16 protein-coding genes are annotated in these 14,781 nt (G+C 58.2%); 4 read left to right on the forward strand and 12 right to left on the reverse strand.

Going from position 1 to position 14,781, the window contains the following annotated elements; genetic code table 11:
* Window position 1: 1 nt before the first annotated feature.
* The 9 genes from ACZ89R_RS01140 to ACZ89R_RS01180 form a co-directional block, all read right to left on the reverse strand.
* Window positions 2-1,282, reverse strand: a complete 1,281-nt coding sequence (locus tag ACZ89R_RS01140; protein ID WP_192342937.1) for a coiled-coil domain-containing protein — start codon at window positions 1,280-1,282, stop codon at window positions 2-4.
* Between the two features lie 46 nt (window positions 1,283-1,328).
* Entirely contained in the window at window positions 1,329-2,066 is a 738-nt protein-coding gene (locus ACZ89R_RS01145) for a hypothetical protein (protein WP_429547027.1), read from the reverse strand.
* Window positions 2,067-2,098: 32 nt separating this feature from the next.
* A complete protein-coding gene (locus ACZ89R_RS01150; RefSeq protein ID WP_123496755.1) occupies window positions 2,099-2,779 on the reverse strand; it encodes a C39 family peptidase in 681 nt (226 codons plus the stop codon).
* A gap of 62 nt (window positions 2,780-2,841) precedes the next feature.
* Window positions 2,842-4,137, reverse strand: a complete 1,296-nt coding sequence (locus ACZ89R_RS01155) for a heme utilization protein (protein WP_429547026.1) — start codon at window positions 4,135-4,137, stop codon at window positions 2,842-2,844.
* 51 nt (window positions 4,138-4,188) lie between these two features.
* Window positions 4,189-4,761, reverse strand: coding sequence for an adhesin (locus tag ACZ89R_RS01160; RefSeq protein ID WP_429547025.1), 573 nt, complete (start codon window positions 4,759-4,761; stop codon window positions 4,189-4,191).
* Between the two features lies 1 nt (window position 4,762).
* Complete coding sequence (locus ACZ89R_RS01165; RefSeq protein ID WP_429547024.1) at window positions 4,763-5,203, reverse strand: hypothetical protein; 441 nt, start codon at window positions 5,201-5,203, stop codon at window positions 4,763-4,765.
* Between the two features lie 477 nt (window positions 5,204-5,680).
* Window positions 5,681-6,205: an AAA family ATPase gene (locus ACZ89R_RS01170; protein ID WP_429547023.1), complete on the reverse strand. Its 525-nt coding sequence runs from the start codon at window positions 6,203-6,205 to the stop codon at window positions 5,681-5,683.
* Window positions 6,202-6,765 (reverse strand): nicotinamide riboside transporter PnuC, encoded by a 564-nt coding sequence (gene pnuC, locus ACZ89R_RS01175; RefSeq protein ID WP_063343558.1) that lies wholly within the window; start codon window positions 6,763-6,765, stop codon window positions 6,202-6,204. Before pnuC ends, ACZ89R_RS01170 begins: the two co-directional genes overlap by 4 nt.
* Before the next feature lie 212 nt (window positions 6,766-6,977).
* A complete protein-coding gene (locus tag ACZ89R_RS01180) occupies window positions 6,978-8,612 on the reverse strand; it encodes a methyl-accepting chemotaxis protein (protein WP_123496742.1) in 1,635 nt (544 codons plus the stop codon).
* Between the two features lie 292 nt (window positions 8,613-8,904).
* Here ACZ89R_RS01180 and ACZ89R_RS01185 point away from each other — a divergent pair, with 292 nt between their 5' ends.
* Both ACZ89R_RS01185 and ACZ89R_RS01190 read left to right on the forward strand, forming a co-directional pair.
* Window positions 8,905-9,735 carry an undecaprenyl-diphosphate phosphatase gene (locus tag ACZ89R_RS01185; protein WP_429547022.1) on the forward strand — a complete coding sequence of 277 codons (831 nt, stop codon included), beginning with the start codon at window positions 8,905-8,907 and terminating at the stop codon, window positions 9,733-9,735.
* On the forward strand, window positions 9,732-10,160 hold the full coding sequence (locus ACZ89R_RS01190; RefSeq protein ID WP_429547021.1) for a DUF1294 domain-containing protein: 429 nt from the start codon (window positions 9,732-9,734) through the stop codon (window positions 10,158-10,160). The genes ACZ89R_RS01185 and ACZ89R_RS01190 overlap by 4 nt, the downstream gene beginning before the upstream one ends.
* A gap of 16 nt (window positions 10,161-10,176) precedes the next feature.
* On the opposite strand, the gene ACZ89R_RS01195 is transcribed toward ACZ89R_RS01190, so the two are convergent.
* Both ACZ89R_RS01195 and ACZ89R_RS01200 read right to left on the reverse strand, forming a co-directional pair.
* Window positions 10,177-10,536, reverse strand: a complete 360-nt coding sequence (locus ACZ89R_RS01195) for an MmcQ/YjbR family DNA-binding protein (RefSeq protein WP_008069285.1) — start codon at window positions 10,534-10,536, stop codon at window positions 10,177-10,179.
* Entirely contained in the window at window positions 10,533-11,441 is a 909-nt protein-coding gene (locus tag ACZ89R_RS01200) for a LysR substrate-binding domain-containing protein (RefSeq protein ID WP_218394774.1), read from the reverse strand. The genes ACZ89R_RS01195 and ACZ89R_RS01200 overlap by 4 nt, the downstream gene beginning before the upstream one ends.
* 132 nt (window positions 11,442-11,573) lie before the next feature.
* Between ACZ89R_RS01200 and ACZ89R_RS01205 the strand changes: the two genes are divergently transcribed.
* Window positions 11,574-12,185 carry an FMN-dependent NADH-azoreductase gene (locus ACZ89R_RS01205; RefSeq protein ID WP_429435191.1) on the forward strand — a complete coding sequence of 204 codons (612 nt, stop codon included), beginning with the start codon at window positions 11,574-11,576 and terminating at the stop codon, window positions 12,183-12,185.
* A gap of 171 nt (window positions 12,186-12,356) precedes the next feature.
* Window positions 12,357-13,394 (forward strand): alpha/beta hydrolase family protein, encoded by a 1,038-nt coding sequence (locus ACZ89R_RS01210; protein WP_429547020.1) that lies wholly within the window; start codon window positions 12,357-12,359, stop codon window positions 13,392-13,394.
* Window positions 13,395-13,506: 112 nt separating this feature from the next.
* On the opposite strand, the gene ACZ89R_RS01215 is transcribed toward ACZ89R_RS01210, so the two are convergent.
* Window positions 13,507-14,694, reverse strand: a complete 1,188-nt coding sequence (locus ACZ89R_RS01215) for an MFS transporter (RefSeq protein ID WP_429547019.1) — start codon at window positions 14,692-14,694, stop codon at window positions 13,507-13,509.
* Window positions 14,695-14,781 lie beyond the last annotated feature (87 nt).

Raw genomic sequence — 14,781 nt, forward strand, 5'->3', positions numbered from 1 at the left:
GTTAAAAGTAGTACGGGAATTTCAGGCTGAAGGAAAAGTCCGGCGAGTCGTCGGTCAGGCCGATGGCCAGGTTGGGAACGATCGTCAGGTTATCGGTTGCGGCCAGGGTCATTCCGATGTTGAAGTTGGCCGAGTTGTAATCGCTGTTGGAAATCGATTGCCAGTCGCCACCGTCCGGCTTGATCTTGCTCTTGCTGGCAAACTGATCGGTGAACGAGAACGACATACTCATCTTCTCGTTCAAGGCGAATGCAATACCGGCGCCGATCTGCCAGGAATCGCCCAGTTTCACGTCCCCGGGCACCTTGGAGTTGACCTGAGGGCTGATGTCGCTGAAAGAGTCTTCCATGTTGTAGGTGTAGGCCAGGCTGCCGAACAGTACGGCCGGGTCGAAGCTCTTGACCAGTGAGAGACCCGGAGTGATCGACCAGACACCATTGCCGGTAGGCAACTCCTCGGGTACCGAGAGGTTATCGTTGTTCGGGTCATTGACCAGCTTGATGCCGTAAGGGTCTTCACCGGTCGGCGCCTTGACGCGCAGTGTAAAGACCGCGTCGGGCAGATTGGCCGACTCATCCAGAAACTTGTAGGCAACGCCAACGTTCACATCGCCGATGGTCGGGTCGCGGGTCACGGTTGCGTCCGACGTCACCGGGCCTGCGCCACCGGCGCCACCGGAGGAATACGTTGATTCGCGATACACCACGGGGACGTTAATGTCGAACTGCCAACGTTGTGCCACGTTGTAGCGGGCGGTCAGGTCCAGGGTCCAGTTATCCGCCTTGATACGGTCGAGGTTGATGTTGCCAAGGAAAATCGAGTCCAGTGCCAGAAAGCCGTTGAGTACCAATGCACGGGTATCGTAGTGCGTGTAAGTCAGACCGGTCTCGAAGCTGAACTTGCCGCCACCAAAGAAGCCGCTGGCTTCGTCATACAGGTTGGAAACGCTTTGCGCAGGCTGCGAATCATCCTTGAGCGATTGGCCGTATGAACTGCCCGTGGTTCCCGGCGCACCGGCGGCCACTGTCTGACCACTTCCGGGCGTTTCCGCTGGGGATTTGGTCAGACGTTTGGGGGCAGGCGTCGCAGGTGTTTCTTCGACTTGGCGAATGCGCTGCTCGAGTACCATCAGCGCGTTCTGTTGTGCTTCGTAACGCTGTTTCAACTCCATGAGTTCTTGTTTTAGTGCTTCGACCTGGGGGTCCGGTGCTGCGTACAGCAGTGGGACCGGGGCCAGGCTACTCAAACAAACGATAGCTCTGAACGTCAACGATCGGTGCATGGGTTAGCCGTCCCTTCTGACTACATCGGGTGACACTGAGCGTAGATCAGAATCCTTGAGTGCGAAGACCTTTGAGCTGGTCCAGGTTGCCGTTCAGCGACCCGGCTGTCGCGTTGTCACGCAGCACGACATTGAGTGACGTGAGGTTGTTGACCTGGTTACCACCGCCGAGCAACGTCGTGTTCTGCATCAGCCCGCCCTGGGCCAGGCGTTGTTCGGTGCTGCCCTGGTTATTGTTGGCGACGATGTTGAGTTGCACACCCGTAACGGTCGAGGAAACGCTAAACGCGCCCGCGCCATTGGCGCTGACCAACGTCGAGCCTGCGGCCAACGCCTGGCCCTGCTGTTGCGTTGCTGGCGCCTGGCTCGCCTTTGTGACGTTGATCTGAACGTTGTTGTAGGCACTGTTATGGTCGCCGGCAGCACGCACGACTTGAGTGACGCCTTCGGTGCTGTTGAGGCCATTGCCGCCAGTGACGGTGCCGGTGCCTTGCGAACTCGTTGAGCCATTACCCTTTTCATTGATCATCGACACATAGAACTGTGGCTTGATGGTCGATTGTTGAATTTGCATCGAGGACGTTGCCCCGATCACTTCACCGTTGGCATTTTGCCAAGTGCTGGTCATGACAATGCCGAAACTGATGATTCGCCCCGGCATGACATAGCGGCCGCGCAGGGTCGCCAATTCCTGATCCTTCAGCTCAATGGGTTTGAACGTCTGTGCCTGGGTCGGGAGGCTGGCGGCCAGGCAAACCACGGCCAGCCAGAGTGGAGTCTTCATGTGATGCTCCCGGAGCGTCGTGCTCCTTGTTATCAGAAGAAGTCGCTTTGAATGAAGCCGAAATCCATCAATTCTGCGTCTCGCACCGGAGTGAAGGCGTTGATGCGGTTCTTGGCGGTCAGTGGCATGGGTGGGTCGAGCAATGCATTGGCTTTGTCGTAGCCCTGGCCGATGACCGCAAAGATGATGCCGTTCCAGCCTTTTACAAAGTCGTCGACTTTGTAGCGTTTATGACCGAGTACCGGATCTCCGATATAGACCCAGCCCTTGTGAACTCTTTGCATGACCACAAAATGTTTGTAGCCACGGATATCCAGAAGCACCACAACCGGAATTCTGATGTCGCTCAACGTTTGCGGCGCTACCCGGTAGCCACGGGCCCGCATGCCGATACTTTCCACGTAGCGCTTCATGTCGAGCATGGAGAAGCCCTGGACACGGACAAGATCTTGATCGGAATGTGCCAGCATGCCTTCGATGATCTGTTCTTCATTCACGTCCAGCCAATAGGCTTGGCGCAATATGGTTGCCAGCGCAGCTGCGCCGCAACTGAAGTCGGTTTTCTGTTGCACCAGGTCGGCAAACTTACGCTCGCGAATGCTCTGGATCGGCTTGTACACCACCGCGCCACCCGGCAGGACGGACAGCGGCATTTGTGCAGCCTCGCTCACACTGGCCACGCACAGCAAAAATGCCAAGGCAATAATGCGCATGGAAGGACGCCTTCTGGTTGTGTTGAAACAGGCCCCCGTAAGGGGGCCTCCAGAGACAGCAATTAGAACGAGTTGTTGGAAATGGCCAACGAGTTGCTTTGTTGGTTGCCCACACCCGCAGCCACGTTGACGCCCAGGTTGCCACTGCCACCATTCACCGAACCGTTCAAGGTTGCGGTGTTGGTTACAGGGTTGGCCCAGCCAGTTGGGGTCAGCACTTGATAGGAATAGGTGTTGCTCAAATCAAAAGAACTGCTCTCGCTGTAACTTTTTGATTTGTCGTACGAAGATTCGGACTCTTTACTGCCCGATTTTTCGAACGAGGAGGCCGACGAGCTCTCCCACGACTTATCGAACGATCTTTCGAACGAGGAGTCGCTCGATCTTTCACGCGATGCGTCGAAATCTGCATCGATTGATGCGTCAACCGATACGTCGACAGTCCTGGTGCGGGTGCGATCGCCATTGCCATTGTTCCAGGTAACAGTTCTGGTGGCATTCGCAGACGCGTCCAAAGCAGCGCTCAAAGAAGCACTGCGGCTGGAGCTGCTGTCCGAGCTTCTGAAGCCGCTCGCATCGGAGCTTCTGGAACCACTCGCATCAGCGCTCCTGGAACCACTCACATCGAAGCTCGAAGAAGCGCTTTTGTTAACGCTCAAATCGGAAGACTTGTCGCGAGAGGAACTACCGCTAGCCGTTGTGGTAACGGTTATCGTATCCAGGCGAGTTGTCCGATCAGCGTTGTTATTCACTACCAGGCCAGGACCTTGTTGATCGGCAGAGGCGGTGGCTATTGCGTTACCGAGCGGGGCATTGGTGTTGGCAATGGCCATGGTGTTTTTCTGTTGGTTAAGGTCGCCGCCAGCAATGTTGATACCCATATTGCCGCTGCCGCCATTCCCCGATCCGTTCATCACGGCAGAGACTGTACTACCGAAGTTGTTGACTCTGTTGTTGTTGCTGTATTGCGTGACGTCGGCGGTGGCTTCAGCAGTGCCGAACACGAAGCTGTTGTCCTGACTGGAGTTTGAGGCAGCATTGGCGATGGCGGACGCGTTGTCTTGTTGGTTGCCACTACCTGCCGCCACGTTGACGCCGACGTTGCCGCTGGCGCCTGTGGCAGAGCTGCTCATCTCGGCTTCGTTGATAGTCCCTTCATTACGGATGCGGTTGCCGGTACTGCTCTGGTTATCCCACGCATTGGCCGTCGCATAGACAGGGATCTTTGTTGGAGGAGGGGGTTTATGACCATGGTGGTGGTCATTGTCACGCCAATCGTTCTGCCCAGCTTGTACAGCAACAGCCATGACCGCAGCAATTGCGAAAACCAGAGGCTTGAGTGCCATCGAAGGTTTCATGGTGATTCTCCGTACTTATTTTAGGTTAAGTGTTGTGTCTACCTGTTTGGATCAATCCGTGACCCGTACGCTCAGGGTGTTGGCCATTCGGTTTCCCACCCCGGAGCTCTGATTCAACTGGATCACCCCACGGCTACCGGTGAAGGCCTGATCGCTGGTAGCGACTTGGCGATTGCCTGGTGCAGAGTCAGTTGGATCGGAGTTGTGGATCAGCGTCACGTTCTGCTGCATGAGGACGCTGTCGTCGATACTTTGCGGTTGTGTACTGATACTTATCCGCAGGGCATTGGCTTGCTGGTTGCTGGCGCCTGCGCTCTGGTTGACGCCCAGTACACCGTTGCCGTGGCTGAAGGAGTCGCCTTGAATGCTGGATCGAGCATCGATCCTGGGGTCGACCTGCGTACGCAGCCGTTGGCGAATCTGTGTGGTGGCGCTGGCGTTGTTGCCAATGGCGATGGCCCGGGCGTTGGCCTGTTGCTGCTGATCGCCCGCCGCCTGGTTGACCGAGAGGTTGCCTTGGTGCTGCATGCCCGAACCGTCGATTTGGGCGTTATTGATGACGGGAGGCTGGGCAAAGGTCGATGCACTGCAAAACAGGGCCATCATCAGCAGCGTACGATTCATCTCAACGGTCTCCCGTTACAACTCTCAGAGCACCCAGGCCTTGCTGGACATTTGAATTGACCATGTTGGCAATACCGTTGCCCGAGTTTCCCGAACGTCCAGCGGGGAGGTTGGAAAGCTGGGTCTGGTTGGTGAGATTGCCGCCCAGGTTGTTGTGGGTGCCTTGAGTGACCAGGCGGGAGATACCGGCACCACTGGCGACGTTGGCGAAGTCGCCGTCGCTCAACTCGTTCGTTTGCCTGAGGACTTGTTTGGACGGGTTGGCATTGGCGGTCGTGGGGCTAGGGTCGGGAATCACCGGTGCACGCGTTGCCATGCGCGGTTGGACATCACGTTTGATAATAATGATGCCGTTGTCAGCCTGTACGGGCAGGCTGACACTTGAGCCCAGTGCACATCCGATCAGTAAGAGGCTAAAGATGCTGCTATCAAATGTCCCCACGGCGGCAATTCCTTCTTTGATGTGGGCGGGTCCCAATCAACATTGCGAAGGAGCGAGCGAAAGCTGTGCCGGTTTTTGATTGTCGTTTTGATTCAGAGGGTTATCGATCAACGCTAGTGGATCGATGAAAGGGTGTTTCAGGTCTGAGACAGCCTGTGGGAGGGCAATATTGATAAGAGATTGCAATAGCACTGGATCCAAGCTTTATGCGGGATGTATCAGCGTTCTAACACATCGCATGACAAGACGATGACCGGCGTTGAAATGGGTTGTTCGAGAGGGGACGGTGTTTCAGAAGCGGACGTATTTGCAAAAATACTGCAACAAATGGCTGGAGGAGAGTGCCAGCAAGTTAAGCGCAATCCCTGTGGGAGCGAGCCTGCTCGCGATAGCGGTCTGACCGTCAACATAGATGTTGAATGTGATGGCCCAATCGCGAGCAGGCTCGCTCCCACAGGTCCCGCCGAAATAGAGAGGTCAGCGCCCGAGCAGCAGCGTGACGGCTTGCAATGCCTGAAGCCGGCGTTCGGCCCAATCGCCTTGAAGCACTTGAACAGGCTGTCGATGCTGCTCCAGCCAGGCTTGAGTCGCGTTGAAAAAAGCCCGGCGTTCCTCCAGCTCGGGCTGACACCGTTGACCGTCATCGGTCCAGTCGACTTGTTCGGGCGACAGCAGCAAGTGCAAGTCATAGTGTCGAGCCAGCAGTGCTTGCTCGAGCCAGGCCGGGTAATCGCCAAACAGGGTTTCGCTCCAGAGCATATTGCTCAACAAGTGAGTATCGAGAATCAGCAATGGCGGCCCCAGGGCGCGGGCGTCGTCCTCCCATTGCAGCTGACCGCGAGCGATTTCGGGGATATCGGCCGGGCAGGTGTCGCGCGCCTTCTGCTCAATGAACCAGCGCACGTATTCGCCCACCAGAGCGCCGCCGAATTGCTGTTGCAGTTCGGCGGCCAGCCAGCTCTTGCCACTGGACTCAGGCCCCGTCAGTACCAGAACTTTCATGTGCGCAACGCCGGATCGGTGCGCCATGTCCGCCAGCCATGCACTGCCAGCAGTGCGAACGCCCCATACAGGCCCGCGGTCAGGTACAGCTCTTTGTAGATGAACAGGCCAACAAAAATGATGTCCAGCGCGATCCACAGCGGCCAGCATTGCAGACGTTTTTGCGCCATCCATAACTGCGCCACCAGGCTGAAACCGGTCAGTGCCGCATCGAGCCAGGGCTGCGCGGCATCGGTCCAGTGGGCCATCGCGGCGCCCAGCAGCAAACTGCCGACTGCGCCGACGGCCAGTCCGAGCGCAACGGATTTGCCATCGAGCAGGCTGACATGCCGCTTGCCATGAGTCGCGGTCCCCTGGGTCCACTGCCACCAGCCGTAGATCTGCAAACCGGCGTAGATCACTTGCAGCAGCATGTCCGAATACAGCTTCACTTCGAAAAAGATCCAGCTATACAGCAGCACCATGACCAGACCGATCGGCCAACACCAGGGGTTCTGTTTGACCGTCAACCAAACGGCAATCACGCCGAGGGCGGCAGCAAACAGTTCAAGCCCGGACATGGAGGTTCCTTGGTGTCGTGAAAATGAGGGGGAGCGAATTGTACCCGGAAAAATCGCGTCATCGTTCATCGCGAGCAGGCTCGCTCCCACAGGAGATCTTTAGAGGACACAGGTTTTGTGTTCGACAACGATCCAATGTGGGAGCGAGCCTGCTCGCGATGGGGGCGACTGGTGTTCCGGGCTGGCCGGGCCAGTTGCCCCTACTGAATTGATCAGACCCGGAACTGCTTCAGCAACCCGTTCAACTGCTCGCTCAATTCCTTGAGGTGAACGCTGGCCACGCTCGACTGCTCGGCCGCCAGTGCCGTGCTGTGGGACAAGCCTGCGGCCTGGGTCACGTTCTGGTTGATGTCTTCCACCACGTGGGCCTGCTGCAAGGTCGCACTGGCAATCGAAGCGTTCAACCCATTGAGATTGCGCAAGGCCTGGCCGATGGCATTCAGGCTGGCACCGGCCAGGCCGGCCTGCTCGATGGTCAGTTGCGAGGCACGGCTGCTGTCGCCAATCACCTTGACCGCCGCTTCGGAATGGCTTTGCAGGCGTTCGATCATCGACTGGATTTCCGCCGTCGATTTTTGAGTACGCTGGGCCAACAGGCGCACTTCATCGGCGACCACCGCAAACCCGCGACCTTGCTCGCCGGCTCGGGCGGCTTCGATGGCTGCGTTGAGGGCCAGCAAGTTGGTTTGCTCGGCGATGGAGCGGATCACTTCCAGAACGCTGCCGATTTGCGTGCTTTCGGCGGCCAGCGTACGAATCACTTCAACGGCTTGATCGATGGTCGACGACAGCTTGTCGATCTGCTGCAGGCTGCCGTCGATATTGACCTGGCCCTGTTGCGCTTGAGACTCGGCATTGCGCATTTCACTGGCGGCGTGTTCGGCGTTTTTGGCCACATCCTGCACGCCGTAGGTCACTTCGTTGATCGCGGTCGCCACCAGTTCCATTTGTTGGGATTGCTGTTGGCTGCGTTGCTGGGCTTGCGCGGCATCGTTGCCCAGTTCGCTGGAAGACTGGCCCAGCGCGCCGGCGGACACCTGCAACTGACTGATCACCAGACGCAGTTTCGCGGTGAAGGCGTTGAAGTGCCGGGCCAGTTGCGTGACTTCGTCCTGGCCGTGGGTATCGAGGCTGCGGGTCAGGTCGCTTTCACCGCTGGCAATGTTGGCCATGGCGTTCACGGTTTCCTGGAGCGGACGCACGATGCTGCGAGCAATCATGATCACCAACAGGGCCATGATCAGCGCAATTACCAGACCCACAAAAGAGGCCTTCCAGACTTGGGCATGAAATTCGGCCTGCATGTCATCGATATACACACCCGAACCGATCACCCAACCCCAGGGCTCGAACAGTTTCACGTAGGAGGTTTTTTCCACCGGCGCGCTGGCGCCCGGTTTCGGCCAGCGGTAATCGACCATGCCGGCACCCTTGGCCTTGGCGATGGCGACCATCTCGTTGAACAGCGCGAAACCGTCGGGGTCGCGGATCGTCGAGAGATTCTGACCTTCAAGTTTCGGATTGGTCGGGTGCATGACCATGACGGGTGTCAGGTCGTTGATCCAGAAATAATCGTTCTGGTCGTAGCGCAAACCGCGCACGGCGGTCAGTGCCTGTTTTTGCGCGGCATCGCGGGTGAGGGTGCCGGCAGTTTCCAGGCCGTGATAGTAGGTGAGGATCCCGCTGGCGGTCTGCACCACGTGCTGGGTCTTTTGGGCCTTGGCCTGATAGAGGTCGTCGTGAATCTGCTTGAGCATCAACACGCCCAACGTCAATAGCATCACCACGGCCACGATCAAGATGAGCCACAAGCGTCGGCTGATCGACACACTGCGCAAGCTGTTCATAACGCGATTACTCCGGTTTCTTGTTCTTGTAATAAACGATCGCCAGCATCCAATCACACTTTGCCGATCGGGCCTATCCGACTCAGGTCCTATTACGCGACAGCGTAAACGAGGCTTGTCTGATAGGATTTCGGCCCCGCGCGGGAAAACCTGAGCCCAAGTCTTTTTTCACGCAATTTTTACCGTTTTGCGTGGATCTTGTGCGCGCGGGGATTCAGCTAAGGTTGATCGCAGTTAATGCTTATAAATTATTAACGGAGCATGCCTGGGGGCATTGTTTCTTGGGGGATTGATGGATCTTTGGACGGCCTTTCAGGCATTGATTTTAGGCGTGGTAGAAGGGCTGACGGAGTTCTTGCCCATTTCCAGTACCGGGCACCAGATTATTGTGGCGGACTTGCTCAATTTCGGCGGCGAGCGGGCCATGGCCTTCAATATCATCATTCAGCTCGGCGCGATCCTGGCGGTGGTCTGGCAGTTTCGCCGCAAGATCTTCGACGTGGTCATTGGCTTGCCGACGCAGCCCAGCGCTCGGCGTTTTACCGCTAACCTGTTGATCGCTTTCCTGCCGGCGGTGGTGTTGGGGGTGATTTTCGCCGACTTGATTCATGAGTACCTGTTTAACCCGATTACCGTGGCTACCGCATTGGTCGTGGGCGGGGTCGTGATGTTGTGGGCCGAACGTCGTCAGCATGAAGTGCATGCTGAAAGCGTCGATGACATTACCTGGAAAGACGCTCTCAAAGTCGGCTTCGCCCAGTGTCTGGCGATGATTCCGGGGACTTCGCGTTCCGGCTCGACGATCATTGGCGGTTTGCTGTTCGGGTTGTCGCGCAAAACGGCCACCGAATTCTCGTTCTTCCTTGCCATGCCAACCATGGTCGGGGCGGCGGTGTACTCGGGCTACAAATACCGCAACCTCTTCGTGCCGGCTGATTTTCCGGTATTTGCCATTGGCTTCATCACCGCCTTCATCTTTGCGATGATCGCCGTTCGAGCCCTGCTGATCTTCATTGCCAGCCACAGCTATGCGACATTCGCCTGGTATCGCATTGTGTTCGGTCTGGTGATCCTGGCCACCTGGCAATTCGGGTGGGTCGACTGGACCGCGGTCAAGCCATGAGCGATTCCAGTGCGCGCAACAACCCCGGGCGCAAGTCCGGGGGCGCCATTCAGAATCTGCGGCTGAAACTGCTGGTGTTCGTTGTGCTGTGCGCAGTGCCGTTGTTTGGCTCGGTGTCGATGTGGCTGCGCGGGGTGTCGGTGATTCCCCTGGCGGCCTACGGCATCGTCAGCGTGCTGGCGTTTTTCCTGTACTGGAGCGACAAGCACAAGGCCCGCGCCGATAGCTGGCGCACGCCGGAGAACGTCCTGCACGCGGTGGAGCTGGCGGGTGGTTGGCCGGGTGCCTTGCTGGCCCAGCAAGCGTTTCGGCACAAGACCCGCAAAGTCTCGTTTCAGTTGGTGTTCTGGCTCATCGTGCTGATGCACCAGGTGTTCTGGATCGATCAGCTGTTTCTGGGCGCTAACCTGTTTGCATTGCTTTAAAGCACTTTAAAGCACTTTAAAGCAGCAAGCCGACCTGCGTGCGCTTGGGCAACTTGCTCACCACCAGTTGGTGGGAACGTTGCAGCAAGCCTTGCAGCTCTTCGGTGCCCAGGGGGTAGGGCGTTTCCATGATGACCCACTGGGCCCGGGCCAGATACGGTGCCGGGTGAATGCCCGGCCGGTCGCAATGGCCCAGGAACAGGTCCTTGTCGACCTTGAACGCCAGGGACTGTCCCCGCAGGTTCTGCAAGGCAAACATCTTGTTCCCGGCAATCGAAAACACCCGCACGCCACCCCACTTGTAATCCTCCCGCGCGCCGGGCAACGCCAGGCAGTATTGCGCGACATCCTCTTCGCTCATTCGTCCCGCTTTCATAACAGTCTGTCCCCGCAAACATTGAATGATTCGATCAAATGGTCGATCCAGGCGCGCACCGCCGGCATCACCCCGCGTCGATGAGGATAGACGGCTTGCAACCAGCCGCCCGGCAATGACCAGTCGGGCAATAGTTGCACCAGCGAACCGTTTTCCAGCTCTTGCTCGCAATACATCATGGGCAGCATGGTAAAGCCCTGGCCGTTGAGGGTGCAGGCTTTGCGCACGATGAAATCTTCGCAGCCCAAACGCGCCTCAAGGCTCAGGTCGTAGTTTTTGCCCTGTTGATCAAGCATGCGGATGTGCACCATGCGATCGGCCTCCAGAGCGCCGAGCACGGGCAGATTTTTCAGGTCTTCGGGGTGATTGATTTCATGGCCGAGCAAAAATGCCGGGCTGGCAACCATCAGCATCTGGGCCTGACGCAGGCGACGGGTCACCAGCAGTGGATCTTCATCACCCAGATCCCGCACTCTCAAGGCAACGTCGACGCCCTCGTTGATCAGGTCAACCCGACGATTGAGCAGCATGACTTCCAGTTGAACCTGGGGGAATTTCTCCAGAAAGTTACTGATCACCCCAGGCAGCATTTGATGGGCCAACCCTACGGGGCAGGACACTCGCAAGCGCCCCCGGGGTTCGCTGGACATGCTGGCCACCGCTTCGTCGGCCATTTCGGCCTCCAGCAGCATCGCCTGACAATGGCGCAAGTAGCGCTCGCCCACGGCGGTGAGGTTGAGTTGGCGGGTGGTGCGTTGCAGCAGGCGCGCACCGAGGCGTTCTTCCAGCTCAGCAATGCGTCGCGACAATCGCGACTTGGGAATCCCCAGCAAACGCCCGGCGGCAGCAAAGCCACCGGCTTCGACCACTTTGGCGAAATAGTAGAGGTCGTTGAGGTCTTGCATCGATTTAATACTCGACTGTTCTATCAGTGGGACGAACTATCGCATTGTTACCGACTAATCAGCCATTGCTTTCGTCGGTAGGATTGTTTCCATCAGATCGCCCGGTGGCGATCCTCACCTTGGAGATCCCACATGAAATTACTGCATATCGATTCGAGCATTCTGGGTGACAACTCAGCTTCCCGTCAGCTGAGCGGCGAAGTCGTCAAAACCTGGCAAGCTGCCGAGCCTGGCGTTGTGGTGACTTACCGCGACCTGGCCGCCGATGCCATCAGCCATTTCTCCGCCTCCACCCTGGTTGCCGCCGGCACTGCCGCAGAGCTGCGCAACGCCGCGCAACAGCACGAAGCCGATCTGAGCGCGCAGGCCCTGGCCGAATTCATCGCCGCCGATGCCGTGGTGATTGCCGCGCCGATGTACAACTTCACCATTCCGACCCAACTCAAGGCCTGGATCGACCGCATCGCCGTGGCCGGTCAGACTTTCCGCTACACCGAAGCCGGCCCTGAAGGCCTGTGCGGCGGCAAGAAAGTCGTGATCGTTTCCACTTCCGGTGGTCTGCATGCCGGTCAGGCAACCGGTGTTGCGCACGAAGATTATCTGAAAGTGCTGTTCGGCTTCCTGGGTATCACCGACATCGAGTTCGTTCGCGCCCATGGCCTGGCCTATGGTGATGAAGTGCGCACCAAAGCCATGAGCGATGCTCAGGCCCACATCAGCGAGCAACTGTTCGCCGCTGCGTAAGGCTTGCATAAAGTCGTAAACAGCCTCGGGCAATACCCCTGAAACTCTGTATTCTGGTCATCGTGATGGCCAGGTACGGAGTTTTTTGTTTCTGGCGGTGATCAGTTTCTGGCCCAGGTTATGCACCGAGGCTTAACGTCTGCGGTCAGGTAATAAGGTGGGGGGCATCCCATGGCACGTCTTTGTGCAACGCTACTGATTTGCCTGCTCGGCAGCCTGAATTCAGTGCACGCCGCGCCTGCGCCGCACCCTCACTGGAGCGTCGGCTTCCATGAAATGACGTTCCTCGATCCACTGGATTTGCAGCCGATGCGCGCCATCGCGTTTTACCCGTCCAGTGAAAAGGAACATTCCAGCACGCTCGAGGGCTACACGGTCGAAGCGGGTGAAGACACCAAAGTCGCCATCGGACGTTTTCCGATGCTGATGCTGTCCCACGGCAACACCGGAACCCCGCTGGCCCTGCACGATCTCGCCACCTCATTGGCTCGCAAGGGCTTTGTGGTGGTGGCGGTGATCCATCCCGGCGACAACTCCAAAGACCACAGCCGCCTCGGCACCTTGAGCAACCTTTATGGTCGGCCGATCCAGATTTCCGAAGCCATTACCGCGACCCTCAGCGACCGGATGCTCGCGCCTTTCGTCAATGCCCGGCAGGTCGGGGTGATTGGCTATTCGGCGGGTGGTGAGACTGCACTGATTCTGTCCGGTGCCACCCCGGATCTGGATCGCCTGCGCCGTTATTGCCAGGAGCGCCCGGATGATCACGATGCCTGCAACACGCAAGGCGAACTGATCGTCGACCGCGATGACTTGCAGCCAGTGGCGGACCCGCGCGTGCATGCCTTGCTGCTGATGGCGCCGCTGAGTCTGAAGTTCGGCCGCCATACCCTGGCCGACGTGCATGTGCCGGTGCTGCTTTACAGCGGTGATGGCGACAAATTGGTGGCGTTCGACAAAAACGCCGCAGCGCTTGCGCGCAAACTGCCAACCGCACCGGACTTCAAATTGCTGGCCGGGGCAGGGCACTTCGTATTCCTGGCGCCGTGCAACGAAGAACAGATCGCCGCCATGCCGGCACTGTGCACCGATGCCGACGGCGTCGACCGCAAGGACATTCACCGAAACATGATTTCCGAAGCCGGACGGTTCTTCGCCCATGCCCTGGGCAAACCCACCCGCGCCGGCATGCAGACAGCCGATCAATAAACTCAATGCGGTCCCTGTAGGAGCTGCCGAAGGCTGCGATCTTTTGATCTTGTCTTTAAAAACAAAGTCAAAAGATCGCAGCCTTCGGCAGCTCCTACAGGGAGAGTGCATATCAGGTCATTGCGCGGTGCTTCAGTAATAAGGTCAAACCAAGTCCGGTTATCGACAACATCGCCGCACTAAAGAAAATCCACGAATACCCCAGGTTCAACGCCACCGCGCCCATCAGCGGTCCGGCAATCGCCAGCGCCAGATCGAAAAACACCGCATAGGCACTCAAACCCGCTCCGCGACTGGAATTGGGCACTTGCTTGATCGCTTCCACCCCCAGCGCCGGATACACCAGCGACAGACCGAACCCGGCCAGCCCGGCGCCGATCAAGGCATAACCCGTCGAGGGCGCCAGCCACAGCAGGACCAGCCCCACGGTTTCAATGGTCATGCAGGCGATGGCGGAGGTGAAGCCGCCGAAACGGCTGATGCTGGAGATGAACAACAACCGCGCCAGAATGAAACAGACCCCGAATACCGTCAGGCAATAAGCCGCGCCGGTCCAGCCTAGGTTGACGTAATACAGGGTAATAAAGGTAGTGAGCGTGCCGTATCCGATGGACGCCAGGCTCAGGCTCGCGCCGAAGGGGGCAATGCGCCCGAACACCGCCCAGAACGGCAGGCGCTCGCCGCGAATCACCGGCACCGACGGTTTGTTGCGGATCAACAGCAGCGCCAGCAGGGCCAGTAACGACAGCGCGATCCCGAGGCTGGCGAACCCCAGCTCAGCGACCATCACCACCCCCAGTGGCGCGCCGATAGCGATGGCGCCGTACGAGGCGATCCCGTTCCAGGAAATCGAACGCGCCGTGTGCTCGGCACCGACCTGGCCCATGCACCAACTGATCGTGCCGACCCCGATCAACCCTTGAGCGATGCCCAGCAACAAGCGGCCAGCGATCAGGATGATCAGGCTCAACAACGGCAAACCTTGCAGTAGGGTCGACAGCAGTGTCAGCACGCCGCTCAACGCAATCCCCGACAAGCCGTAAACAATCGCCCGCTTGGTGCCGATGCTGTCCGACAGACGCCCGGCCATGGGCCGGCTGAGCAGGGTGGCCAGGTACTGAGAACCAATGGTCAGCCCCGCCACGATGGCGCTGAACCCCAACTGTTCATGGACATACCCGGGCAACACGGCAATCGGCAGGCCGATACAGAGGAAGGCAATAAAGGTATAGAAAACGATGGAGACGATCTGCAGAGTGATCGCCATGGAGCTTTGCGGGGGCAGTTGCTGCACAGACATGAGAGCTCGTTCGCGGGCGGCGGTAGGAGAACTGCATCATGGCGTGGGCGGGGAATAAAAGGAAGCTGGCTAACGATGTGGATTGTA

It is taken from the genome of Pseudomonas sp. TE3728, assembly GCF_056279145.1.

Coding starts and splice junctions, on each gene's coding strand:
- ACZ89R_RS01140 (WP_192342937.1), bottom strand. CDS start 1,282: ATGCACCGATCGTTGACGTTCAGAGCTATCGTTTGTTTGAGTAGCCTG.
- ACZ89R_RS01145 (WP_429547027.1), bottom strand. CDS start 2,066: ATGAAGACTCCACTCTGGCTGGCCGTGGTTTGCCTGGCCGCCAGCCTC.
- ACZ89R_RS01150 (WP_123496755.1), bottom strand. CDS start 2,779: ATGCGCATTATTGCCTTGGCATTTTTGCTGTGCGTGGCCAGTGTGAGC.
- ACZ89R_RS01155 (WP_429547026.1), bottom strand. CDS start 4,137: ATGAAACCTTCGATGGCACTCAAGCCTCTGGTTTTCGCAATTGCTGCG.
- ACZ89R_RS01160 (WP_429547025.1), bottom strand. CDS start 4,761: ATGAATCGTACGCTGCTGATGATGGCCCTGTTTTGCAGTGCATCGACC.
- ACZ89R_RS01170 (WP_429547023.1), bottom strand. CDS start 6,205: ATGAAAGTTCTGGTACTGACGGGGCCTGAGTCCAGTGGCAAGAGCTGG.
- pnuC (WP_063343558.1), bottom strand. CDS start 6,765: ATGTCCGGGCTTGAACTGTTTGCTGCCGCCCTCGGCGTGATTGCCGTT.
- ACZ89R_RS01180 (WP_123496742.1), bottom strand. CDS start 8,612: ATGAACAGCTTGCGCAGTGTGTCGATCAGCCGACGCTTGTGGCTCATC.
- ACZ89R_RS01185 (WP_429547022.1), top strand. CDS start 8,905: ATGGATCTTTGGACGGCCTTTCAGGCATTGATTTTAGGCGTGGTAGAA.
- ACZ89R_RS01190 (WP_429547021.1), top strand. CDS start 9,732: ATGAGCGATTCCAGTGCGCGCAACAACCCCGGGCGCAAGTCCGGGGGC.
- ACZ89R_RS01195 (WP_008069285.1), bottom strand. CDS start 10,536: ATGAAAGCGGGACGAATGAGCGAAGAGGATGTCGCGCAATACTGCCTG.
- ACZ89R_RS01200 (WP_218394774.1), bottom strand. CDS start 11,441: ATGCAAGACCTCAACGACCTCTACTATTTCGCCAAAGTGGTCGAAGCC.
- ACZ89R_RS01205 (WP_429435191.1), top strand. CDS start 11,574: ATGAAATTACTGCATATCGATTCGAGCATTCTGGGTGACAACTCAGCT.
- ACZ89R_RS01210 (WP_429547020.1), top strand. CDS start 12,357: ATGGCACGTCTTTGTGCAACGCTACTGATTTGCCTGCTCGGCAGCCTG.
- ACZ89R_RS01215 (WP_429547019.1), bottom strand. CDS start 14,694: ATGTCTGTGCAGCAACTGCCCCCGCAAAGCTCCATGGCGATCACTCTG.